The following is an 18,813-nucleotide window of genomic DNA, read 5'->3' as shown; positions in this document are numbered from 1 at the left end:
GAAGGGGCTCGGCCGCTTTGGCGCGCGCACGGCGTTGCGGCTGCCTTGTGCAGAATGACTGCATGGCGGTCGCCGCGCCTTGTTCGCACGCAAAAGCGACTCGAGCGCGAGCGTGTACATGAATCAGTGTTTCCCTGGTCCCGATTCTGACGCTTCGCCGGTACTCGGCGTGGGCGCCTACGCGCGCATCACCGCGAACTACTGGGCGTTCACCATCACCGACGGCGCGATCCGCATGCTGGTCGTGCTGTTCTTCCACCAGCTGGGCTACAGCCCGCTGGAGATCGCCTTCCTGTTCCTGTTCTACGAGCTGTTCGGGGTGGTCACCAACCTGACCGGTGGCTGGCTGGCCGCGCGGCTGGGGGTGAACATCACGATGATCGGCGGGACGCTGTTGCAGGTAGCGGCCCTGTTGATGCTCACGGTGCCCGAGGCCTGGCTGGGGGTGGCGTACGTGATGTTCGCGCAGGCCCTGTCGGGGATCGCCAAGGACCTGAACAAGATGAGCGCGAAATCCGGCGTGAAGCTGGTCGCCGGCGACGGCGAAGGGCGTCTGTTTCGCTGGGTCGCGGTGCTCACCGGCTCCAAGAACGCGCTGAAGGGGGTCGGTTTCTTCGTCGGTGGGGCGCTGCTGTACTCGATCGGATTCCAGCTGGCGCTGGTGGTCCTGGCCGGGATGCTCGCCTTGGTGATGCTGTTCTCGGTGGTCGGGCTGCCGCGTGGCCTTGGCAAGGTCGGCGGCAAGCCGAAGTTCACCCGGATGTTCTCCAACTCCAGCACGATCAACGTGCTGTCGGCCGCGCGCTTTTTCCTGTTTGGCGCGCGCGATGTCTGGTTCGTGGTCGCGCTGCCGGTGTTCCTGAGCGCGACCCTGGACTGGAACCACATGCAGGTGGGGGCGTTTCTGGCACTGTGGGTGATCGGTTACGGCATCGTGCAGGCGTCGGTGCCGCGCCTGCTGGGCCGGGGCGGGGTGCATCCGACCGGGCTGACCGCGCGTCTGTGGGCGTTCGTTCTCATGCTGCTGCCGCTGGCCATCGTGATCGGCCTGGAGGCCGGCCTGGACCCGGCGTGGGTGCTGATGGTCGGGCTGGGCCTGTTCGGCGTCGTGTTCGCCATCAACTCGGCCGTGCACTCCTTCCTGATCCTCGACTACGCCGAGGCCGACCGCGTGGCGATGAAGGTTGGCTTCTACTACATGGCCAATGCCGGGGGGCGTCTGGTCGGGACCGTCGCCTCCGGTGCCATCTTCATGCTCTGGGGGCTGGAGGGGGCGCTTGTGGCCTCCACGCTGTTTGTCTTTGCCGCCTGGATGATTTCCTCGGCGCTGCCGCGCGAGGCCCTGCACGCCTGAACGATCCGGCGTGCCGGTCACGGTATGCCTCTGGTACGCTCACACCTGTCGTGGGATCCTGCACTGTCAATATCCATTCGAAGGGGAAGCGGGTGGCCGATCATCGAGGCTACATGACGCACGGCCACCTTCCGGTTCCGCTGCCGCGACCGTCACCCTGGACTGCGGCGTTCGCCGACGATGTGCTGGAGGCGCGGTTCCGCAGCGAGCGATCCCGCGGGATGCGAGTGACGTTTCTGGTGGTGCTCGCACTGATCCTGGCGATGCTGGCGGCGCTGGTGCCGCTGGATCTGGCGCAGCTGGAAGGCGGGTGGCTGGAAGTGGCGTTCGTGTTGCGGGGGGTATTCGCGGCGATGCTGCTCGGGGCGGCTCTGAGCGTATGGCGCTGGCCGGAGGGTCTGCTGACCATCGCGCCGCTGACGGGGCTCGGGGTAGCGTTGCTGACGCTGGCCCTGACTTTCGTCCACGGACTGGAGCACTCCAGTCCGGTCCTGGATACCAGCCAGTTCGCCTTTGTCGGGATGGTGTTCGTGCTGCTGTTGCCTAACACCGGGCGCTGGCGCTGGGGCCTGACCGGAGTTCTGCTGCTGGCGACGTGGGCGGTTGCGCTGGGCAAGACCGACGATGTGCAGGGGAGCGAGGCCCATCTGGCGGGACTGTTCGTCTCCTTCGTGCTGCTGGTCCTTCTGGCCATCGCCCATCGCGAGGACGTGCTGCGGCACTGGCAGTTTGCGGCGCTTGACCGGCTGGTGCGCATGTCCACCACGGATCCGCTGACCGGAGTGGCCAACCGGCGCGGATTCTTCGATGCCGCCGAGGCGGCCCGCCATCGCGCGCGTCTGGAGGAGGAGCCGCTGACGGTCGTGCTGCTGGATCTGGACCACTTCAAGGGCGTGAACGATCGTCACGGTCATGCAGTGGGCGACGAGGTCCTGCGCAGCGTGGCGCGCGTGCTCAGAGATACCCTGAAGCCCGGGGAGACCCTGGCGCGGCTCGGCGGTGAGGAGTTCGGCGTGCTGTTGCCGGGGATGTCCCTGGAGCAGGCGGAAAAGCGCGCCCAGGGCCTGCGCTCGGAGGTTCAGGCCCTTTGCGTACAGAGCGGGAGCGCGGTGGTGCGCATGACCGCGAGCGTGGGGGTCGCCGCCTGGATGCCGGAGGAGTCGATCGATGCGGCCCTCGGCCGGGCGGATCTGGGCATGTACGAAGCCAAGTCCGCCGGACGCAACTGCGTGCGCGCGGCTGCCGGAGACGCCGCCAGACCCGTGGCCAACTGAGCCGTGTCAGGCGGGCGGGCCGGAACCCTCCAGTTTCTCGATCACCGCCTGCAGGGCCCGCGAATGGTAGCGCGCGGCATGACGCACCCAGCCCAGTGAACGCAGGACGGGCGGCCCGGGCCAGTCGAGCACCGCGAGCTCCTCGGTGGCCATGTCGCGCGGGAGAAAGCCGATGCCGAGGCCGGCGGCGATCATCATGCGGATGACCTCCAGATAGGGACTCTCCTGGGCGGCGGCCGGGCGCAGCTCCGCCGTGGCCAGGGCCTGTTCAATCCGCCGACGGGTGGTGGAATCCACCGGGGGAAGGATGGCCGGCCAGTCCCGCAGGCGCGCGAGGGTGTCGCCGGGCGTACGGATGGCCTGCGCGCGGGCGATCATGGGCACCAGTTCGTCGGTCCACACGGTCCGGGCCTCGATTCCGTCGGGCAGCGACTCGGGCAGCGTGGCGAGGGCCAGGTCGGCGTCGCCGTGCAGCACGGCCTGGATACCCGCTTCGGAGTCCATGAATGCCAGCTCGAGTTCGAGGTCCGGGTAGCGCCCGCCCAGCGCGGCCAGCGGGTCGGGCAGGCGGTGCAGCGCGATGTGATGGGAAGTGGCCAGGCGGATGCGACCGCGTACCACGGTGTCCAGATCGGCGATCTGCTGTTCGATCGCCCGCAGCCGGGCGAGGATCTCGCGCGCCTCGGGCAGCAGGCGTTCGGCCACCTCGGTCGGGCGCACGCGCCGTCCCTGGCGCTCGAACAGCGGGCGTTCCAGGGTGGCCTCCAGGGCCTGAATGCGCTTGCTGATCGCTGGTTGCGTCAGGTGCAGACGTTCGGCTGCCGCGGAGAACGCACCCGTGTCGACCACCGCGACGAAGGCCTGAAGGGATTCGACACTCAGTTGTTCCGGGCGCATGCCTGTCTCTCCAGGGGCTGCGTGCGATAATGGTTGGTTCGATGGGCGAATCCGGCTCGTTCGCCGCCGATTGATAACCGTGTGGAATGATACGGATAAGAAATCGGATTTGAAAGAATATCGCGGCAGCCGCAGACTGACGATGTGATCGGCATGCCCGCCCGTAGGAGGCCAGCCCTCTGGCCGATTTGCCCCAACGTCGAATCGGCCAGAGGGCTGGCCTCCTACAGGGGGCTTTGGCGGCCGCTCACCGAAAATATGGCAGGAACATCGCGGCGCGGCCGCGGGAGTGAGGAATGGCAGGCAAGACCCTGTACGACAAGTTGTGGGAGGCGCATGTGGTACGCGAGGAGCCGGATGGCTCCACGCTGCTCTACATTGATCGCCATCTGGTGCACGAGGTGACCAGCCCGCAGGCCTTCGAGGGTCTGCGCCTGGCCGGGCGCAAGCCGTGGCGCGGCGATTCCGTGCTGGCGGTGCCGGACCACAACGTGCCCACCACCAATCGGGATGCCGGGATCGAGGATCCGGTCTCGCGCACCCAGGTGGAGACGCTGGAGAGTAACGTGTCCGGCTTCGGGCTGAAGTTCTTCCCTATGGCCGACGTGCGCCAGGGCATCGTGCACGTGATCGGGCCGGAGCAGGGCGCGACCCTGCCGGGCATGACCGTGGTCTGCGGCGACTCGCACACCTCCACCCACGGCGCGCTGGGCGCGCTGGCCTTCGGTATCGGCACCTCCGAGGTGGAACACGTGCTGGCCACCCAGTGCCTGTGGCAGAAAAAGACGAAGGCCATGCAGATCCGCGTGGAGGGCGAGCTGCGCCCGGGCGTGACCGCCAAGGATATCGTGCTGGCGATCATCGGCCGTATCGGCACCGCGGGCGGCACCGGCTACGCGATCGAGTTCGCCGGCTCGGCGATCCGCAGCCTGTCGATCGAGGGCCGCATGAGTATCTGCAACATGTCCATCGAGGCCGGGGCCCGCGCGGGCATGGTCGCGGTGGACGAGAAGACCATCGAATACGTGCGTGGCAAGCCGCAGGCGCCCACCGGCGAGATGTTCGAACGCGCGGCCGAGTACTGGCGCACGCTGGTTTCCGACCCGGATGCCGAGTTCGACGCGGTGGTGGAGCTGGATGCCGCCGAGATCGCCCCGCAGGTCAGCTGGGGCACCTCGCCGGAGATGGTCGCGCCGATCGACGGGCGGGTGCCGGACCCGGCGGCCGAGTCCGACCCGGTACGTGCCGAGGGCATGCAGCGCGCGCTGGAGTACATGGACCTGAAGGCGAATACCCCGATGACGGAGATCCGCCCGGACAAGGTGTTCATCGGCTCCTGCACCAATTCGCGCATCGAGGACCTGCGTGCTGCCGCCGAGGTGGTGAAGGGGCGCAGGAAGGCCGATAACATCAAGCTGGCGATGGTGGTGCCGGGCTCCGGGCTGGTGAAGCAGCAGGCGGAACAGGAAGGGCTGGACCGCATCTTCCTGGACGCCGGCTTCGAGTGGCGCGAGCCGGGCTGCTCGATGTGCCTGGCGATGAACGCCGACCGCCTGGAGCCGGGCGAGCGCTGCGCCTCGACCTCGAACCGCAACTTCGAGGGCCGCCAGGGGCAGGGCGGACGTACGCATCTGGTCAGCCCCGCGCTGGCCGCGGCCGCTGCCGTGGCCGGGCATTTCATCGAACCGTCCGAGCTGGAGGGCTGAGCGATGCAGGCCTTTACCGTACACAAGGGCATTGTCGCGCCGCTGGACCGCTCCAATGTGGATACCGACGCGATCATCCCCAAGCAGTATCTGAAGTCGGTCAAGCGCACCGGCTTCGGCCCCAACGCGTTCGATGACTGGCGCTACCTGGACCCGGGCGAGCCGGGCATGGACCACTCGCAGCGCCAGCCGAACCCCGACTTCGTGCTCAACCGGCCGCCGTATGACCAGGCGACCATCCTGCTGGCGCGCAAGAACTTCGGCTGCGGTTCCTCGCGCGAGCACGCGGTGTGGGCGCTGACCGACTTCGGCTTTCGCGCGGTGATCGCGCCGTCGTTCGCCGACATCTTTTTCTCCAACAGCTGCAAGAACGGGCTGCTGCCGGTGGTGCTGGCCGAGGACGAGGTGCAGAACCTGTTCGAGCAGGTCGAAGCGAATCCGGGCGCGCAGGTCGAGGTCAACCTGGAAGAGATGACCGTGACCGCGCCGGACGCTACGGTGTTCCGCTTCACGCTGGATGAGGACCGCCGCCACCGCCTGCTGCACGGGCTGGACGACATTGCCCTGACCCTGCAGTTCGCGGACGATATTCGTGCCTATGAAGAACGCCTGCGGCAGGAACGCCCGTGGATGGTGGAATAACGGTCTGGCCGACCGGGCGCCGGGACGGGGTTACCCCCGTAGGAGGCCAGCCCTCTGGCCGATGGAGCCTGTCCTGGCGCCCAATCGGCCAGAGGGCTGGCCTCCTGCGGGTGGAAAAGAAATTCGATAGATCTGATGGTTAGGAGAGGTTTGTGAACCGAATTCTGGTATTGCCCGGTGACGGGATCGGGCCCGAGATCGTGGCCGAGGCGCTGAAGGTGCTGGAACGCGTCGCCGAGATCGGCGGCCTCGAACTGGAGATCGAACAGGGCCTGATCGGCGGGGCGGCGCATGATGCGGCCGGGCACCCCTACCCCGAGGCGACGCGGGAGCAGGCGCGCCGCGCCGATGCGATCCTGCTGGGCGCGGTCGGCGGCCCGCAGTACGAATCCCTGGAACGCGATCTGCGCCCCGAGCGCGGCCTGCTGGGGATCCGTTCCGATCTCGAACTGTTCGCCAATCTGCGCCCGGCGATCCTCTACCCGCAGCTGGCTTCGGCCTCCACCCTCAAGCCCGAGGTGGTGAGCGGGCTGGATCTGCTGATCGTGCGCGAACTGACCGGGGGTATCTACTTCAGCCAGCCGCGCGGCATCGAACAGCGCGACGGGCAGCGCTACGGTTACAACACCGCCGGCTACACCGAATCCGAGATCGAGCGCATCGCGCGGGTCGGATTCGAGGCCGCGATGAAGCGCAACAAGCGCCTGTGCTCGGTGGACAAGGCCAATGTGCTGGAGGTCTCGGAGCTGTGGCGCGAGGTGGTCGAGCGCGTCGGGCAGGAGTTCCCCGAGGTCGAGCTGTCCCACATGTATGTGGACAACGCGGCCATGCAGCTGGTGCGCGATCCGAAGCAGTTCGACGTGATGGTGACCAGCAACATGTTCGGTGACATCCTGTCGGATGCGGCCGCGATGCTGACCGGCTCCATCGGCATGCTGCCGTCCGCCTCGCTGAACAGCGAGGGCGTTGGTCTGTACGAACCGATCCATGGCTCCGCGCCGGACATTGCCGGGCAGGGCAAGGCCAATCCGATGGCGACCGTGCTGTCGATTGCCATGATGCTGCGGCACAGCCTCAACCGCAACGACCTTGCCGAACGTCTGGAAGCCGCGGTGGGGCGGGTGCTCGATCAGGGCCTGCGGACCCCGGACATCCATGGCGACGGCATGCAGCTGGTGTCGACCCAGGGTATGGGGGATGCCCTGGTCGCTGCGCTGGACGACGCCTGACACCCTTTTTAACGTTACAGGACCCCGACATGAGTGATCGCAAGTTCAACGTGGCCGTCGTCGGCGCCACCGGTGCCGTCGGCGAGACCCTGCTCTCCATCCTGGCCGAGCGGGACCTGCCGCTGGACCGGGTGCATGCCCTGGCCAGCGAACGCTCGGCCGGCAGCACCGTCTCCTACGGGAACCGCGAGCTGATTGTGGAGGACCTCGCGCAGTTCGATTTTTCGCAGGTGGATATCGGGCTGTTCTCGCCGGGAGCGTCGGTGTCGAAGGAATACGCGCCAAAGGCGGCCGCGGCCGGATGCGTGGTGATCGACAACACCTCGCAGTTCCGTTATGACCCCGAGATCCCGCTGGTGATCCCGGAGGTCAATCCGGATGCGGTGGGCGACTACGAGCGCCACGGGATCATCGCCAATCCCAACTGCTCCACCATCCAGATGCTGGTCGCGCTCAAGCCTCTGCACGACGCGGTGGGGGTCGAACGCGTGAATGTCGCGACCTACCAGGCGGTCTCAGGAACCGGCAAGGACGCGATCGAGGAGCTGGCGCACCAGACTGCGGCCCTGCTGAACGGTCGCCCGGTGGAATGCAGCGTCTACCCCAAGCAGATCGCGTTCAACGCGCTGCCGCATATCGATGTCTTCCAGGATAACGGCTACACCAAGGAAGAAATGAAGATGGTCTGGGAGACCCGCAAGATCATGGGCGACGAGTCCATCCAGATGAACCCCACGGCGGTGCGCATCCCGGTGTTCTACGGGCATTCCGAAGCGCTGCACATCGAAACCCGCGAGAAGATCTCGGCCGAACGCGCGCGCGAATTGCTGGTGGCCGCACCGGGCATCGAGGTGCTGGATCGCCACGAGGACGGAGGGTACCCGACCGCCGTGACCGAAAGCAGCGGCACCGATGCGGTGTACGTCGGCCGTATCCGCGAGGACATTTCGCATCCCCGCGGACTGGATATGTGGGTGGTTTCCGATAATGTGCGCAAGGGCGCAGCCTTGAACACGATCCAGATCGCCGAGGTTTTGATCCGCGATTACCTGTGATTAAATCCCACAATATGCCGGGGATCTGGTAGCCTCATTGTTCAAGGGGCCGGGCAACAGCCCGTGTCGGCGGGCCGGGCAACAGCCCGTGTCGGCAGAGACACGGGCTGCCCCGGACAGCAACCACGCACACACAGGGGGACGTTCGTGCGCAAGTTACTATTCGGGCTCATTATTCTTTTGCTGGTCGCGCCGGCCTCTTCCAGCTCCGTGGGGCTGGGCGATCCCCAGATCCGGTCCACGTTGAACCAGGCGCTGGATGTCCGGGTGGCGCTGCGCGGAGAGGCGGCGACCGATGAATCGCTGCAGGTGCGTCAGGCCTCCGAAGAACGGTACCGCCGGGCGGGACTGGACCGGGGCCGCGTGCCGGGGGACCTGCGGGTTGAACTGCGTGGCGAAGGGCAGGATCGCGAGGTCGTCCTGCGCACCCGCGAGCCCGTGCGCGAGCCCTACATCGGGATCCTTCTGGAAGCCCGCTGGGACGGGGGGCGCAGTTATCGTGAACTCAACCTGCTGCTGGATCCTCCGGGAACGCTTCCGGATGATCGTGCGGCGGCACGCACCACCGCGACCGATGACGACCGCCGGGCCCCGCAGGACACCTATCGCGTACGCTCGGGCGACACGCTGTATGCGATCGTGCAGCGGGCCGGGCTGAGCGGGGTCAGCAACGAGCAGGCCATGCTCGCATTCCTGCGGGAAAATCCCGATGCCTTTATCGATGGCAACGTCAATGCGCTGCGTGCCGACGTGGAACTGAGCGCGCCCGATCGTGCGGCGCTGGAAGCGGTGGACGCCGCCGGGGCGCGCGAAGAGATCCAGCGTCAGACCGAAGACTGGCAGGCGCGTACGCGTCCCGAACCGGAGCCGGAGCCCGAGCCCGAGGTCGCCGAAGAGGTGACCGAGGAGGCGGATCCGGACGCGGCCGAAGAAGCCGTCGAGGAAGAGGTGAGAGACGAGCCCGAGGAAGACGCCGAAGCTCGTGAAGAGGAATCCGAACGCGAAGACGGCGAAGCCGTGGCGGCCGAAGACGATGCGGACGCAGTGGATGACCGTCTCGAAATCGTTACCGACGTGCTGCCGGAAGGTGAGGAAGCGGCGCTGATCGCCGAATCGCCCGAAGTCGTCCAGGAGGCCCTGATCTCGCAGCGTGCCGAAATGGACGAAATGCGGGAAGAAATCGCTCGCATGCGCGAATCCCTGCAGGATCGCGAACAGGTGGCCGAGATCGCCAGCGAGGAACTGGCCACGCTGGAAGGCCAGCTCGCGGAGCTGCAGGACGAGCGGGCGGAACTGCGGGCGCGCATGGAAGAGGCCGAGGCCGAACGTGACGCTCCGCTGCACCAGCGGATCATGAACGACCCGCTGCTGATGATGATGGCCATCGCCCTGGTCGTGTTGCTGGTGCTGGTTCTGCTGGCATTCGCCCGCGGCGGTCGTGGTGGCGGCCCGGGTGGCCCGGGTGGCGACCGCAATGCCCGGGTGGACAACTCCGGCGTGAAGGCGACCCCGGATCCGCGCAGCGGCTACGAGGCCCGCGAGGAGGCGTCCGAGGCGTCCGTTTCGGGCGCCGCGGTGGCGGGTGCCACGGGGGTGGCTGCTGGAGGCGCCGTTGCCGCCTCGGCCGGTGGCACCGGTGCGGAACCGCAGGACGAGACCCCGGCCACGCCTGCGCGCCCGGGCGACGGGGACGATGGGGGGATGAGCCAGCCGGAAGAAGCGGTGGGCGAGCCGACCCCGGCTGGTGAAAGCGGGGCGTCGGAAACCGCGGGCATGAGCGCCGACGATGTGCTGGCCGAAGTGGATGTCTGCCTCGCCTACGGCATGAACGATCAGGCCGTCGATACCCTGTCCTCGGCCATCGACGATGAGCCCGGCAATCTCCAGTACCGCCTGAAGCTGGTGGAAGCCTTCGCGGCTCAGGGGCGCGACTCCGAGATGCGCCAGGCCGCCGCCAGCCTGCGCGAACGCCTGGGTCCGGAAGACGGCGAGATCCGCGAGAAACTCGCGGACCTGGAAGCCGGATCGGGCGACGCTTCTGCGGCCTCGGGTACGCCGTCCGCGGATACCGCAGCCAGCGATTCGGCCGACGAACCCGGGGAGTTTGACCTGTCCGGTTTTGCCGAGGAACAGGAGGCCTCGGGTGCGGACGAGCCGACGGCGCCGGAAAAGGCGGCCGGTGAGCTCGATGGCGGCATGGATTTCGAGGCCGATACCGGGCTCGACGAAGAACTGGCCGCTGCCAGCCAGGGTTCGGAAGCCGGGAATGCGGCGGGGGATCTCGACGACCTCGACAATCTGTCCTTTGATATCGAGGAGTCGGATCTGCCGTCCTCCGATGACAGTCAGCCTGCCGGTGGCGATGCCGGCGGCGATGTGCCGTCCATGGATCTGGACGAGTTGCTGGGCGACGAAGCAGGCGCTGGCGAGCCACCGGTTGCGTCCGCGGAAGCAGACGAACCGGCGGCGGAGGAACCCGCGGCTCCGGCGGCCGAAGGCGAAGATGATAACGAGACCCGGCTGAATCTGGCCCAGGCCTATGCGGACATGGGTGACCAGGAAGGTGCGCAGGACCTGATCGACGAGATCATGGCCTCCGGGTCGGATGAAGAGAAAGAGCGGGCCCGGGCGATCCAGGACCAGCTGAAAGACGCCTGACGGGGTGGTCGGTCGGCGGGTTCGCCCGCGGTCCGGACCGTACCGGCGAGAGGGGCCTGCGGGCCCCTTTTCGCGTTGGGGAGGTGGTCATGCAACTGGCGATCGGGGCCCTGGGGGCCGTTCTGCTCTTGTCGGGGGCCGTGCTGACGGCATCCCCGGTGGCCGTCTCCGTGACGGTGCCGGCCCTGCTGCTGGCCCCGGGGCTGCGAGCGTTCCCGTGGGAACGTGCGGTGCGCATGTGGTGGCGCATGAAATGGTTCTACCTGTCACTGGCCCTTTTCTTCGGGCTGTGGCCCGTGGGTGGAGGCACCGCGGCGGGGCTGCTGGAGGCAGCTACGCGGATCGTGGCGCTGATGCTGGTGGTGCTGGCCGTGGTCTGGCTGACGGATCGGTACGCGCGCACGGAACTGGTGCCGGCCCTGGGCAGCGTGCTGGGCGGTCGGCGGGGTTCAGCGCTGGGGGCCGGACACTCTTTCGCGCGCCGGCTGTTCCTGGCGCTGGAGGCGTTCGAACGCGACCGGGCCGGAATCGAAGCTCGGCGGGGCCGGCTGTCGGGGGACCGCAGGGCGAGGGTGGATGCGGTGCGTGAATGGCTGGTGCAGCGGCTGGACGCGGCCCTGGATCCGGCCGAATCGGAACAGCCCGCTCCGGGCTCCCCGATGCCGGTGCGCGAGGATCGCTGGCGGGGAGTGGAGACCGGCTGGATGGCGCTGGTGGGAATGGTCGCACTGGGGTTGCAGTGGGGCGGTTGGGTGACGGGATGAACCGGCACCGAGGAAAGACGGGGAGTACGGGCAGCGGATGGGCGAGACAAGGGAACCGGAGGCGGGCTTGCAGCGCTGGGCGGCCGGGGTCGAATACGACGGTACGCCGTGGCTGGGCTGGCAGCGGCAGAAGGACGGGCCCAGTGTGCAGGAGAAACTGGAGAAGGCGCTTGGCTTTGTCGCGGATCACCCGCTGGAACTGACCTGCGCCGGAAGAACCGATGCGGGGGTGCATGCCACGGCTCAGGTGGTGCATTTCGACACCGCGAGCCGGCGTGAGGCGCATGCCTGGATCCTGGGGGGCAACACCAACCTGCCGGATTCGATTGCGATTCGCTGGGCGCAGCCGGTCGCACCGGCGTTCCATGCCCGTTTCGCGGCGCGTTCCCGCCGGTATCGCTACGTGATCGCGAACCGACCCGTGCGGCCGGGTCTGGAGGCGGGCCGCGTGGCCTGGTGGCGGCGGCCGCTGGATGTCGCGCGGATGCAGGAGGCGGCGCGGCATTTTGTCGGCGAGCAGGATTTCACCAGTCTGCGCGCGGCGGCCTGTCAGGCGAAGTCGCCGGTGCGCCGCGTGCACGAAGTGACGGTCCGGCGGCGCGGTGAGTACGTGCTGGTGGACGTGCATGCCAATGCGTTTCTGCATCATATGGTGCGTAACATCGCGGGCGTACTGCTGGCGGTGGGCGACGGCCGAGCGGAGCTGGACTGGCCCCGCGAGGTGCTGGCGGCGCGGGATCGGCGCCAGTCGGGGATCACGGCGCCGGCCGGGGGGCTGTACTTCGTGCAGGTGGAATACCCGCCGGAATTTGCGATGCCGGACCAGGAGGCGCCGGTTCTGGGACCGGTGCCGGCCAGTGTGTAAGGGTGATCCCGGGCAGGGTATCCGCGGGAATCCGGCGCGTTCTGGTAGGCTTGGCGAATGCGTTATCGGATCAAGATCTGCGGGGTCACGACCCCGGAACAGGCGCGCGCGGCGGCTGAGGCCGGGGCCGATGCCGTGGGCCTGGTGTTTCACCCGGCCAGTCGGCGTTGCGTGGGCGCGGAGCAGGCCGCAGGGATTGCCGCGGCGCTGCCGCCGCTGGTGAGCGCCGTGGGTCTGTTCGTGGATCCGGATCCCCGGCGGGTGGAGGAGGTCCTGGACGTCGTGCCGCTGGACTGCCTGCAGTTCCACGGGAACGAGGAGGCGGCGGACTGTACGCGGTTCGGCCGGCCGTATCTGAAGGCGGTCGCGATGGCCGGCGATGCGGATCCGCGCCGGGCGATGGACGCGCACCCGCAGGCACGCGGGTTCCTGCTCGACAGCCACGGTGGCGGGCGTACCGGCGGAACCGGCCACCGCTTCGACTGGTCGCGGATCCCGCCCGACCTGCCACGGCCGTGGCTGCTGGCCGGCGGGCTGGATCCCGAGTCGGTACAGGCGGCATTGAACGTAACGTGCCCCTGGGGGGTCGACGTGAGCTCCGGGGTGGAGTCCGCACCCGGGATCAAGGAACCGGAACGCATGCGCGCCTTCGTGCGCGCGGTGCGACGCAACGAGGTGACACTGAATGAGTGAAGCGATCGACTGGGGGGCGTTCCCGGATGCCCGCGGGCATTTCGGCGTGTACGGCGGGCGGTTCGTGTCGGAGACCCTGATGGGGGCGCTGGACGAACTGCAGGACGTGTACGAACGCTACATGAAGGACCCGGCATTTCTGGCCGAGCTGGATCGCGATCTGCGGCAGTTCGTGGGGCGGCCGAATCCGCTCTATCACGCGGAGCGGCTGTCGCGCGAGCTGGGCGGCGCGCAGATCTATCTCAAGCGCGAGGATCTCAACCACACCGGCGCGCACAAGGTGAACAACACCATTGGCCAGGCACTGCTGGCGCGGCATCTCGGCAAGAAGCGCATCATCGCCGAGACCGGGGCCGGGCAGCACGGCGTGGCCACCGCCACCGTCGCGGCTCGCCTGGGGCTGGAGTGCGTGATCTACATGGGCGAGGAAGATACCCGCCGCCAGGCCCCCAACGTCTATCGCATGCGCCTGCTGGGCGCGGAGGTGGTGCCGGTGACCTCCGGGACCCGCACCCTGAAGGATGCCCTCAACGAGGCGATGCGCGACTGGGTCACCAACGTCGACGACACGTTCTACATCATTGGCACGGTCGCCGGTCCGCACCCGTATCCGGCCATGGTCCGCGACTTTCAGGCGGTGATCGGACGCGAGGCCCGTGAGCAGCACGTGGAAGCGACCGGTCGCCTCCCCGATACCCTGGTGGCCTGCGTGGGTGGCGGTTCCAACGCCATCGGTCTGTTCCATCCGTTTCTGGCGGATGAGTCCGTGGAGATGGTCGGCGTGGAAGCCGGCGGCGAGGGCGTGGATACCGGGCGCCATTCCGCGCCGCTGGGCGCCGGGCGCCCCGGCGTGCTGCACGGCAACCGCACCTACCTGATGGAAGACGACAACGGCCAGATCATCGGCACGCACTCCATCTCGGCCGGGCTGGACTACCCCGGCGTGGGGCCGGAGCATGCGTGGCTGAAGGACATCGGCCGGGCGAGCTACGTGTCGGTGACCGACGATCAGGCTCTGGCCGGCTTCCATCGCCTGACCCGCACCGAGGGCATCATCCCGGCGCTGGAAACCAGCCATGCGATCGCGCACGTGCTCGAGCTGGCGCCCACCATGCGCCCGGACCAGAGCATCATCGTCAACCTGTCCGGCCGTGGCGACAAGGACCTCGCCACCGTGGCCGACCGCGAGGGGATTACGCTGTGAGCCGCATCCAGCAACGCTTCGAACAATGCCGTGGGGCCGGGCGCGCAGCCCTGGTGCCCTACATCACCGCGGGCGACCCGGAGCCGGGAGCGACGGTCGACCTGATGCATGCGCTGGTCGACGCCGGCGCCGACCTGGTCGAGCTGGGGGTCCCGTTCTCCGACCCGATGGCCGACGGGCCGGTGATCCAGCGCGCGCACGAGCGGGCCCTGCAGCATGGCACCGGGCTGCGCGACGTGCTGGAGATGGTGCGTCAGTTCCGGGAACGCGACGCGGATACGCCGGTGGTGCTGATGGGCTATCTCAACCCGGTGGAACGCATGGGCTTCGAGGCATTCGCCGAGGCTGCGGCTGCCGCTGGCCTGGACGGCCTGCTGACGGTGGACCTGCCGCCGGAGGAATGCGACGAGGTGACCGGCCTGCTCGATCGGGCGGGAATTGACCCGATCTTCCTGGTGGCACCGACGACCTCCAGCGAGCGTATCGGTCACCTGGCCCGCGCTGCGCGCGGGTTTGTGTATTACGTCTCGCTCAAGGGTGTAACCGGTTCGCAGAGTCTGGACCCCTCGGCGCTGAATGAGCGTCTGGACGCGATCCGCCAATACACCGATCTGCCCCTGGGCGTGGGCTTCGGGATCCGCGACGCGGAATCCGCGGCGGCCGTGGCGCGGGTGGCCGATGCGGTGGTGGTTGGCAGTGCGCTGGTCAGCTTGGCGGAGGCCCATCCGGGGGATTCGGCGGGCTTCATCCGTGCGGCGGCGGACAAACTCGGTGAGATGCGTCGCGCGATGGATGCGGCACGCTCCACGAGTGCCGCCGGCTCGGTGTAGAATGCGCGTTTTGCGTCCGTGACGGAGTCGGCATGAGCTGGTTCGAAAAGTTGATGCCCTCGCGCATCCGCACCGACAACGCGAACAAGCGCGGGGTCCCGGAAGGTCTGTGGGTGCGTTGCGAAGGTTGTGATGCCACGCTCTACCGTCCCGAGGTGGAGCGCAATCTGGATGTCTGCCCCAAGTGCGGGCATCACCGGCGCATGCACGCGCGGCGGCGTCTGGAGACCTTCCTCGACGAACAGGGACGCGAGGAGATTGCGGAAAACATCGAATCCTCGGATGTCCTCAAGTTCCGCGATTCCAAGAAATACAAGGACCGCCTCGCGGCCGCGCAGAAATCCACCGGTGAGCGCGACGCCCTGGTGGTGATGGAAGGGCAGCTGCTGGGTCGGCCACTGGTGGCCTCGGCCTTCGATTTTCGTTTCATGGGCGGCTCCATGGGCTCGGCGGTCGGCGAGCGCTTCGTGCGCGGTGCGGATCGGGCGCTGGAGAAACAGATCCCGCTGGTCTGCTTCAGCGCATCGGGCGGAGCGCGCATGCAGGAGGCGCTGTTCTCGCTGCTGCAGATGGCCAAGACCAGCGCGGTACTGGCGCGCCTGCGCGAGGAGCGCATCCCGTTCGTCTCGGTGATGACCGACCCCACCATGGGCGGGGTTTCGGCCAGTCTGGCCATGCTGGGCGATGTCAACGCGGCGGAACCCCAGGCGCTGATCGGTTTTGCCGGTCCGCGGGTGATCGAGCAGACGGTGCGCGAGACCCTGCCGGAGGGCTTTCAGCGCTCGGAATTCCTGCTGGATCATGGCGCCATCGACATGATTGTCGACCGTCGTGAGATGCGCACCCGCATGGCGTCCATCCTGGGCATGATGATGCACGCGCCGGCCCCGGGCGAGGATCCCGAGCCCGGAAGCCGCGAAGCCCATTCCGGTTCCGTGGACGCGGCCGTGCCGGCCACCGCGGGAGCGGACGAAAGCCGCGGCCGGCCGGCCGACTGAGGCCGTGCGCTTCGAACGTCTCGACGACTGGCTGAGCTGGCAGGAGACCCTGCACCCGGTCGCCATGGATCTGACCCTGGAGCGGGCGACCCGGGTCGCCGATCGCCTGGGGCTGTGCCGGCATGCGCCGCGTACGGTGCTGGTGGCCGGGACCAACGGCAAGGGCAGCGTGGCCACGCGAACCGCGGGCCTGCTGCAGGCGATGGGTCTGCGCACCGGTCTGTTCACCTCCCCCCATCTGGTTCGCTACAACGAACGCATTCGCATCAACGGCGTCGAAGCCGAGGACGATGCGCTGTGCCGGGCCTTTGACGCGGTGGATCGGGCGCGGGGCGAGGACTCGCTGACCTATTTCGAATTCGCCGCGCTCGCCGCCGGCTGGCTTTTTCGCGAGGCCGCGGTGGACGTGCAGGTGCTGGAGGTGGGCCTGGGCGGGCGGCTGGACGCGACCAATATCTGGGACGCCGACATTGCCGTCATTACCGCGGTGGATCTGGATCATCAGAAATGGTTGGGTGACACCCGCGAGGCGATCGGGGCCGAAAAGGCGGGGATCCTGCGCGAGGCTCGCCCGCTGATGCTGGGCGACCCGGATCCGCCCGACAGCGTGCAGGCCAGGGCTCGCTTGCTCGACGTGCCGGTACGTCGGGTGGGCGAGGACTACGACCTGCAGCCTGCCGTGGGACGTGCGGATGCGCTGCAGTGGTGCTTCGAAGCCGAGGAGACCCTGCTGGAACTCGCGCCGGAGGCGGTCGCGACCGTGGATGGCGCCGCACGCGTGAACCTGGCCACGGCCATGGCCGTGGTGGCGGGTCTCGGGCTGGAATACCGCCTGGACGGCGCCGTGGTGGAAGCCGCGTTGCGCAGCCAGGCGCCGGGTCGGCTGCAGCGGGTTCGCCCGGGTGGGGCCGAGCCCGAATGGTTGCTCGACGTAGCCCATAACGGGCATGCGGTCGCAGAACTGGCCCGCTGGCTGCGGGCGCGACCGGTATCGGGTCCGGTGGTCGCCGCCGTGGCGGTGATGGCCGACAAGGAGCGCGCCGCGATGTGGGCGGCCCTCGACGAGGTGGTCGACCACTGGGTGCCGCTGTCCCTGGATCTTCCGCGCGCGCTGCCGGCGGCCGATATGGCCGCGGAACTGGCCGCAGCCGGTGTCGACCGGGTCGAAGCCCCGGCGGCGAGCGTGGCGCAGGGGCTGGACCGGGCGCGGGAGCTGGCCGGGGCGTCGGGACGCGTGGTGGTGTTCGGGTCGTTCCACACCGTGGCTGCCGCCGCGACCGAAGGGCCCGCGTTCCTGGCCGAGGCGGCAGCCACGGCGACGCGCCCGGTGGAGCCGGTATGCGCGGGCGAGGTGTCACCGTGAGCGACGAGCCGGTTGTGCGTTATCGCCTGGTCGGCGCGGTGATCCTGATCGCGCTCGCGGTGATTTTCCTGCCATGGGTGTTCGACGGGGCGGGTTACCAGTACATGACGGACGCGGAAGACCCGGTCCCCGAGGCACCGCAGTTCGCCGAGCCGGACGTGCCGTTGCCGTCGGAACGTGACATGCGCATGCGCGATGAAGCACCGGAGGACGAGATGGAAACGCCCGGTATGGATACGTCGCGCGTTGCGGAGGCGCGGAGATTGCCATCGGACCGTGACGCGGAAGATGACGAAGATGACATGGCCGGGGACGACTCTGTGGCCAGTCCCGAAACCGAGGCGGCGCAGGGGCCGGAGCCGCTGCGGCGCGAGGGGGAGCCGACGCAGGAGGTCACCAGTGGATGGGCGGTCCAGGTCGGCAGTTACCGGGACGGGGACAATGCGCGCGAACAGGAACAGGCCCTGCGGGATGCCGGTCTGGCGGCGTTTGTCGAGGACGTGACGGTGGACGGCGAGACCGTCTACCGGGTCAAGGTCGGGCCTCGGGCCGATCGCGAAGCGGCGATCCGCCTGCGCGAGGACCTGGAAGAAGAACGGGATTTGTCCGGGATCGTGGTGACCTTCCCCTGAAGGCCGCCACGCATCGATGTACGTGTTCCAGCAAGCCTGCGATAGACTGACACCGTGAACTGGATCGACCTTGTCATTATTGCCCTGATCGCCGTATCAGGGGTGATCAGCCTGTTCCGCGGATTCGTGCGCGAGACCTTCTCGCTGGCGACGTGGATCGTGGGCGTATGGGTGGGCATCCGCTTTGCCGCTGACGTCGCCGTGATCCTGCCGGACGCCGTCCCGGACGAGACCGTGCGGCTCGCAATCGGCTTCGCGGTGCTGTTCATTGCCGTGCTGATCGTGGGCGGCCTGCTGGGCGTGCTGGCGGGCAAGCTGGTGAAGGGGACCGGGCTCACCGGGACCGACCGTGCCCTGGGCATCATCTTTGGTGCTCTGCGCGGTGTGGTGCTGGTGGCCATGCTGGTGTTCCTCGCCTCGCTGACCCTGATGCCGGAGGAGGGCTGGTGGGAGCGCAGCATGCTCATCCCGCATTTCGAGCGCGTGGTCGACTGGATGCTGGGACTGCTCCCCGAAGACTGGCGGGAACATCTGGAGGGTCTGCTGTCCGGAGGCGAGACGGACGCGGGCGCCCACGGGGAGGCCCCGTTCCCGTTCGAGTCCGGGGTCGAACCGGATGCCGGACCGCCGGATACGCCGCAATAGGACG

17 protein-coding genes are annotated in these 18,813 nt (G+C 68.2%); 16 read left to right on the top strand and 1 reads right to left on the bottom strand.

Annotated elements, in window-relative coordinates:
- Positions 1–118: 118 nt before the first annotated feature.
- Both arsJ and B1A74_RS00530 read left to right on the top strand, forming a co-directional pair.
- A complete protein-coding gene (gene arsJ, locus B1A74_RS00535; protein WP_077243463.1) occupies positions 119–1,354 on the top strand; it encodes an organoarsenical effux MFS transporter ArsJ in 1,236 nt (411 codons plus the stop codon).
- A gap of 113 nt (positions 1,355–1,467) precedes the next feature.
- Positions 1,468–2,628 (top strand): GGDEF domain-containing protein, encoded by a 1,161-nt coding sequence (locus tag B1A74_RS00530; RefSeq protein WP_425274665.1) that lies wholly within the window; start codon positions 1,468–1,470, stop codon positions 2,626–2,628.
- Positions 2,629–2,634: 6 nt separating this feature from the next.
- Here B1A74_RS00530 and B1A74_RS00525 read toward each other — a convergent pair whose 3' ends face one another.
- The gene (locus tag B1A74_RS00525) at positions 2,635–3,525 is read right to left on the bottom strand and encodes a LysR family transcriptional regulator (RefSeq protein ID WP_077243461.1); all 891 of its coding nucleotides are present in this window, start codon (positions 3,523–3,525) and stop codon (positions 2,635–2,637) included.
- 296 nt (positions 3,526–3,821) lie between these two features.
- On the opposite strand from B1A74_RS00525, the gene leuC reads away from it, so the two are divergent.
- The 14 genes from leuC to B1A74_RS00455 all read left to right on the top strand — a co-directional run bounded on the left by leuC (position 3,822) and on the right by B1A74_RS00455 (position 18,809).
- A complete protein-coding gene (leuC, locus tag B1A74_RS00520; RefSeq protein ID WP_077243460.1) occupies positions 3,822–5,231 on the top strand; it encodes a 3-isopropylmalate dehydratase large subunit in 1,410 nt (469 codons plus the stop codon).
- Positions 5,232–5,234: 3 nt separating this feature from the next.
- Positions 5,235–5,873 (top strand): 3-isopropylmalate dehydratase small subunit, encoded by a 639-nt coding sequence (leuD, locus tag B1A74_RS00515; protein ID WP_077243459.1) that lies wholly within the window; start codon positions 5,235–5,237, stop codon positions 5,871–5,873.
- A gap of 152 nt (positions 5,874–6,025) precedes the next feature.
- Entirely contained in the window at positions 6,026–7,102 is a 1,077-nt protein-coding gene (leuB, locus tag B1A74_RS00510; protein ID WP_208855969.1) for a 3-isopropylmalate dehydrogenase, read from the top strand.
- A gap of 29 nt (positions 7,103–7,131) precedes the next feature.
- On the top strand, positions 7,132–8,157 hold the full coding sequence (locus tag B1A74_RS00505; protein WP_077243457.1) for an aspartate-semialdehyde dehydrogenase: 1,026 nt from the start codon (positions 7,132–7,134) through the stop codon (positions 8,155–8,157).
- Between the two features lie 147 nt (positions 8,158–8,304).
- Positions 8,305–10,815, top strand: a complete 2,511-nt coding sequence (locus tag B1A74_RS00500; protein WP_483028309.1) for a FimV/HubP family polar landmark protein — start codon at positions 8,305–8,307, stop codon at positions 10,813–10,815.
- An 89-nt stretch (positions 10,816–10,904) separates the two neighbouring features.
- Positions 10,905–11,579: a hypothetical protein gene (locus tag B1A74_RS00495; RefSeq protein ID WP_018945729.1), complete on the top strand. Its 675-nt coding sequence runs from the start codon at positions 10,905–10,907 to the stop codon at positions 11,577–11,579.
- Between the two features lie 37 nt (positions 11,580–11,616).
- Entirely contained in the window at positions 11,617–12,444 is an 828-nt protein-coding gene (gene truA / locus B1A74_RS00490) for a tRNA pseudouridine(38-40) synthase TruA (protein WP_077243455.1), read from the top strand.
- A gap of 57 nt (positions 12,445–12,501) precedes the next feature.
- Entirely contained in the window at positions 12,502–13,137 is a 636-nt protein-coding gene (locus tag B1A74_RS00485) for a phosphoribosylanthranilate isomerase (RefSeq protein WP_077243454.1), read from the top strand.
- On the top strand, positions 13,130–14,341 hold the full coding sequence (trpB, locus tag B1A74_RS00480; RefSeq protein ID WP_018945732.1) for a tryptophan synthase subunit beta: 1,212 nt from the start codon (positions 13,130–13,132) through the stop codon (positions 14,339–14,341). Before B1A74_RS00485 ends, trpB begins: the two co-directional genes overlap by 8 nt.
- Positions 14,338–15,171 carry a tryptophan synthase subunit alpha gene (gene trpA, locus B1A74_RS00475; RefSeq protein WP_018945733.1) on the top strand — a complete coding sequence of 278 codons (834 nt, stop codon included), beginning with the start codon at positions 14,338–14,340 and terminating at the stop codon, positions 15,169–15,171. Before trpB ends, trpA begins: the two co-directional genes overlap by 4 nt.
- A 32-nt stretch (positions 15,172–15,203) precedes the next feature.
- Entirely contained in the window at positions 15,204–16,169 is a 966-nt protein-coding gene (accD, locus tag B1A74_RS00470) for an acetyl-CoA carboxylase, carboxyltransferase subunit beta (RefSeq protein ID WP_018945734.1), read from the top strand.
- A 4-nt stretch (positions 16,170–16,173) separates the two neighbouring features.
- The gene (locus B1A74_RS00465) at positions 16,174–17,532 is read left to right on the top strand and encodes a bifunctional folylpolyglutamate synthase/dihydrofolate synthase (protein ID WP_077243453.1); all 1,359 of its coding nucleotides are present in this window, start codon (positions 16,174–16,176) and stop codon (positions 17,530–17,532) included.
- On the top strand, positions 17,508–18,164 hold the full coding sequence (locus B1A74_RS00460; protein WP_018945736.1) for an SPOR domain-containing protein: 657 nt from the start codon (positions 17,508–17,510) through the stop codon (positions 18,162–18,164). The genes B1A74_RS00465 and B1A74_RS00460 overlap by 25 nt, the downstream gene beginning before the upstream one ends.
- A gap of 54 nt (positions 18,165–18,218) precedes the next feature.
- Positions 18,219–18,809, top strand: coding sequence for a CvpA family protein (locus B1A74_RS00455; protein ID WP_077243452.1), 591 nt, complete (start codon positions 18,219–18,221; stop codon positions 18,807–18,809).
- Positions 18,810–18,813 lie beyond the last annotated feature (4 nt).

It is taken from the genome of Thioalkalivibrio halophilus, from assembly GCF_001995255.1.
Lineage (GTDB): Bacteria > Pseudomonadota > Gammaproteobacteria > Ectothiorhodospirales > Ectothiorhodospiraceae > Thioalkalivibrio > Thioalkalivibrio halophilus.
The sequence above is the reverse complement of the archived record's forward strand: the minus strand, read 5'-3'. Positions and strand labels throughout refer to the sequence as shown.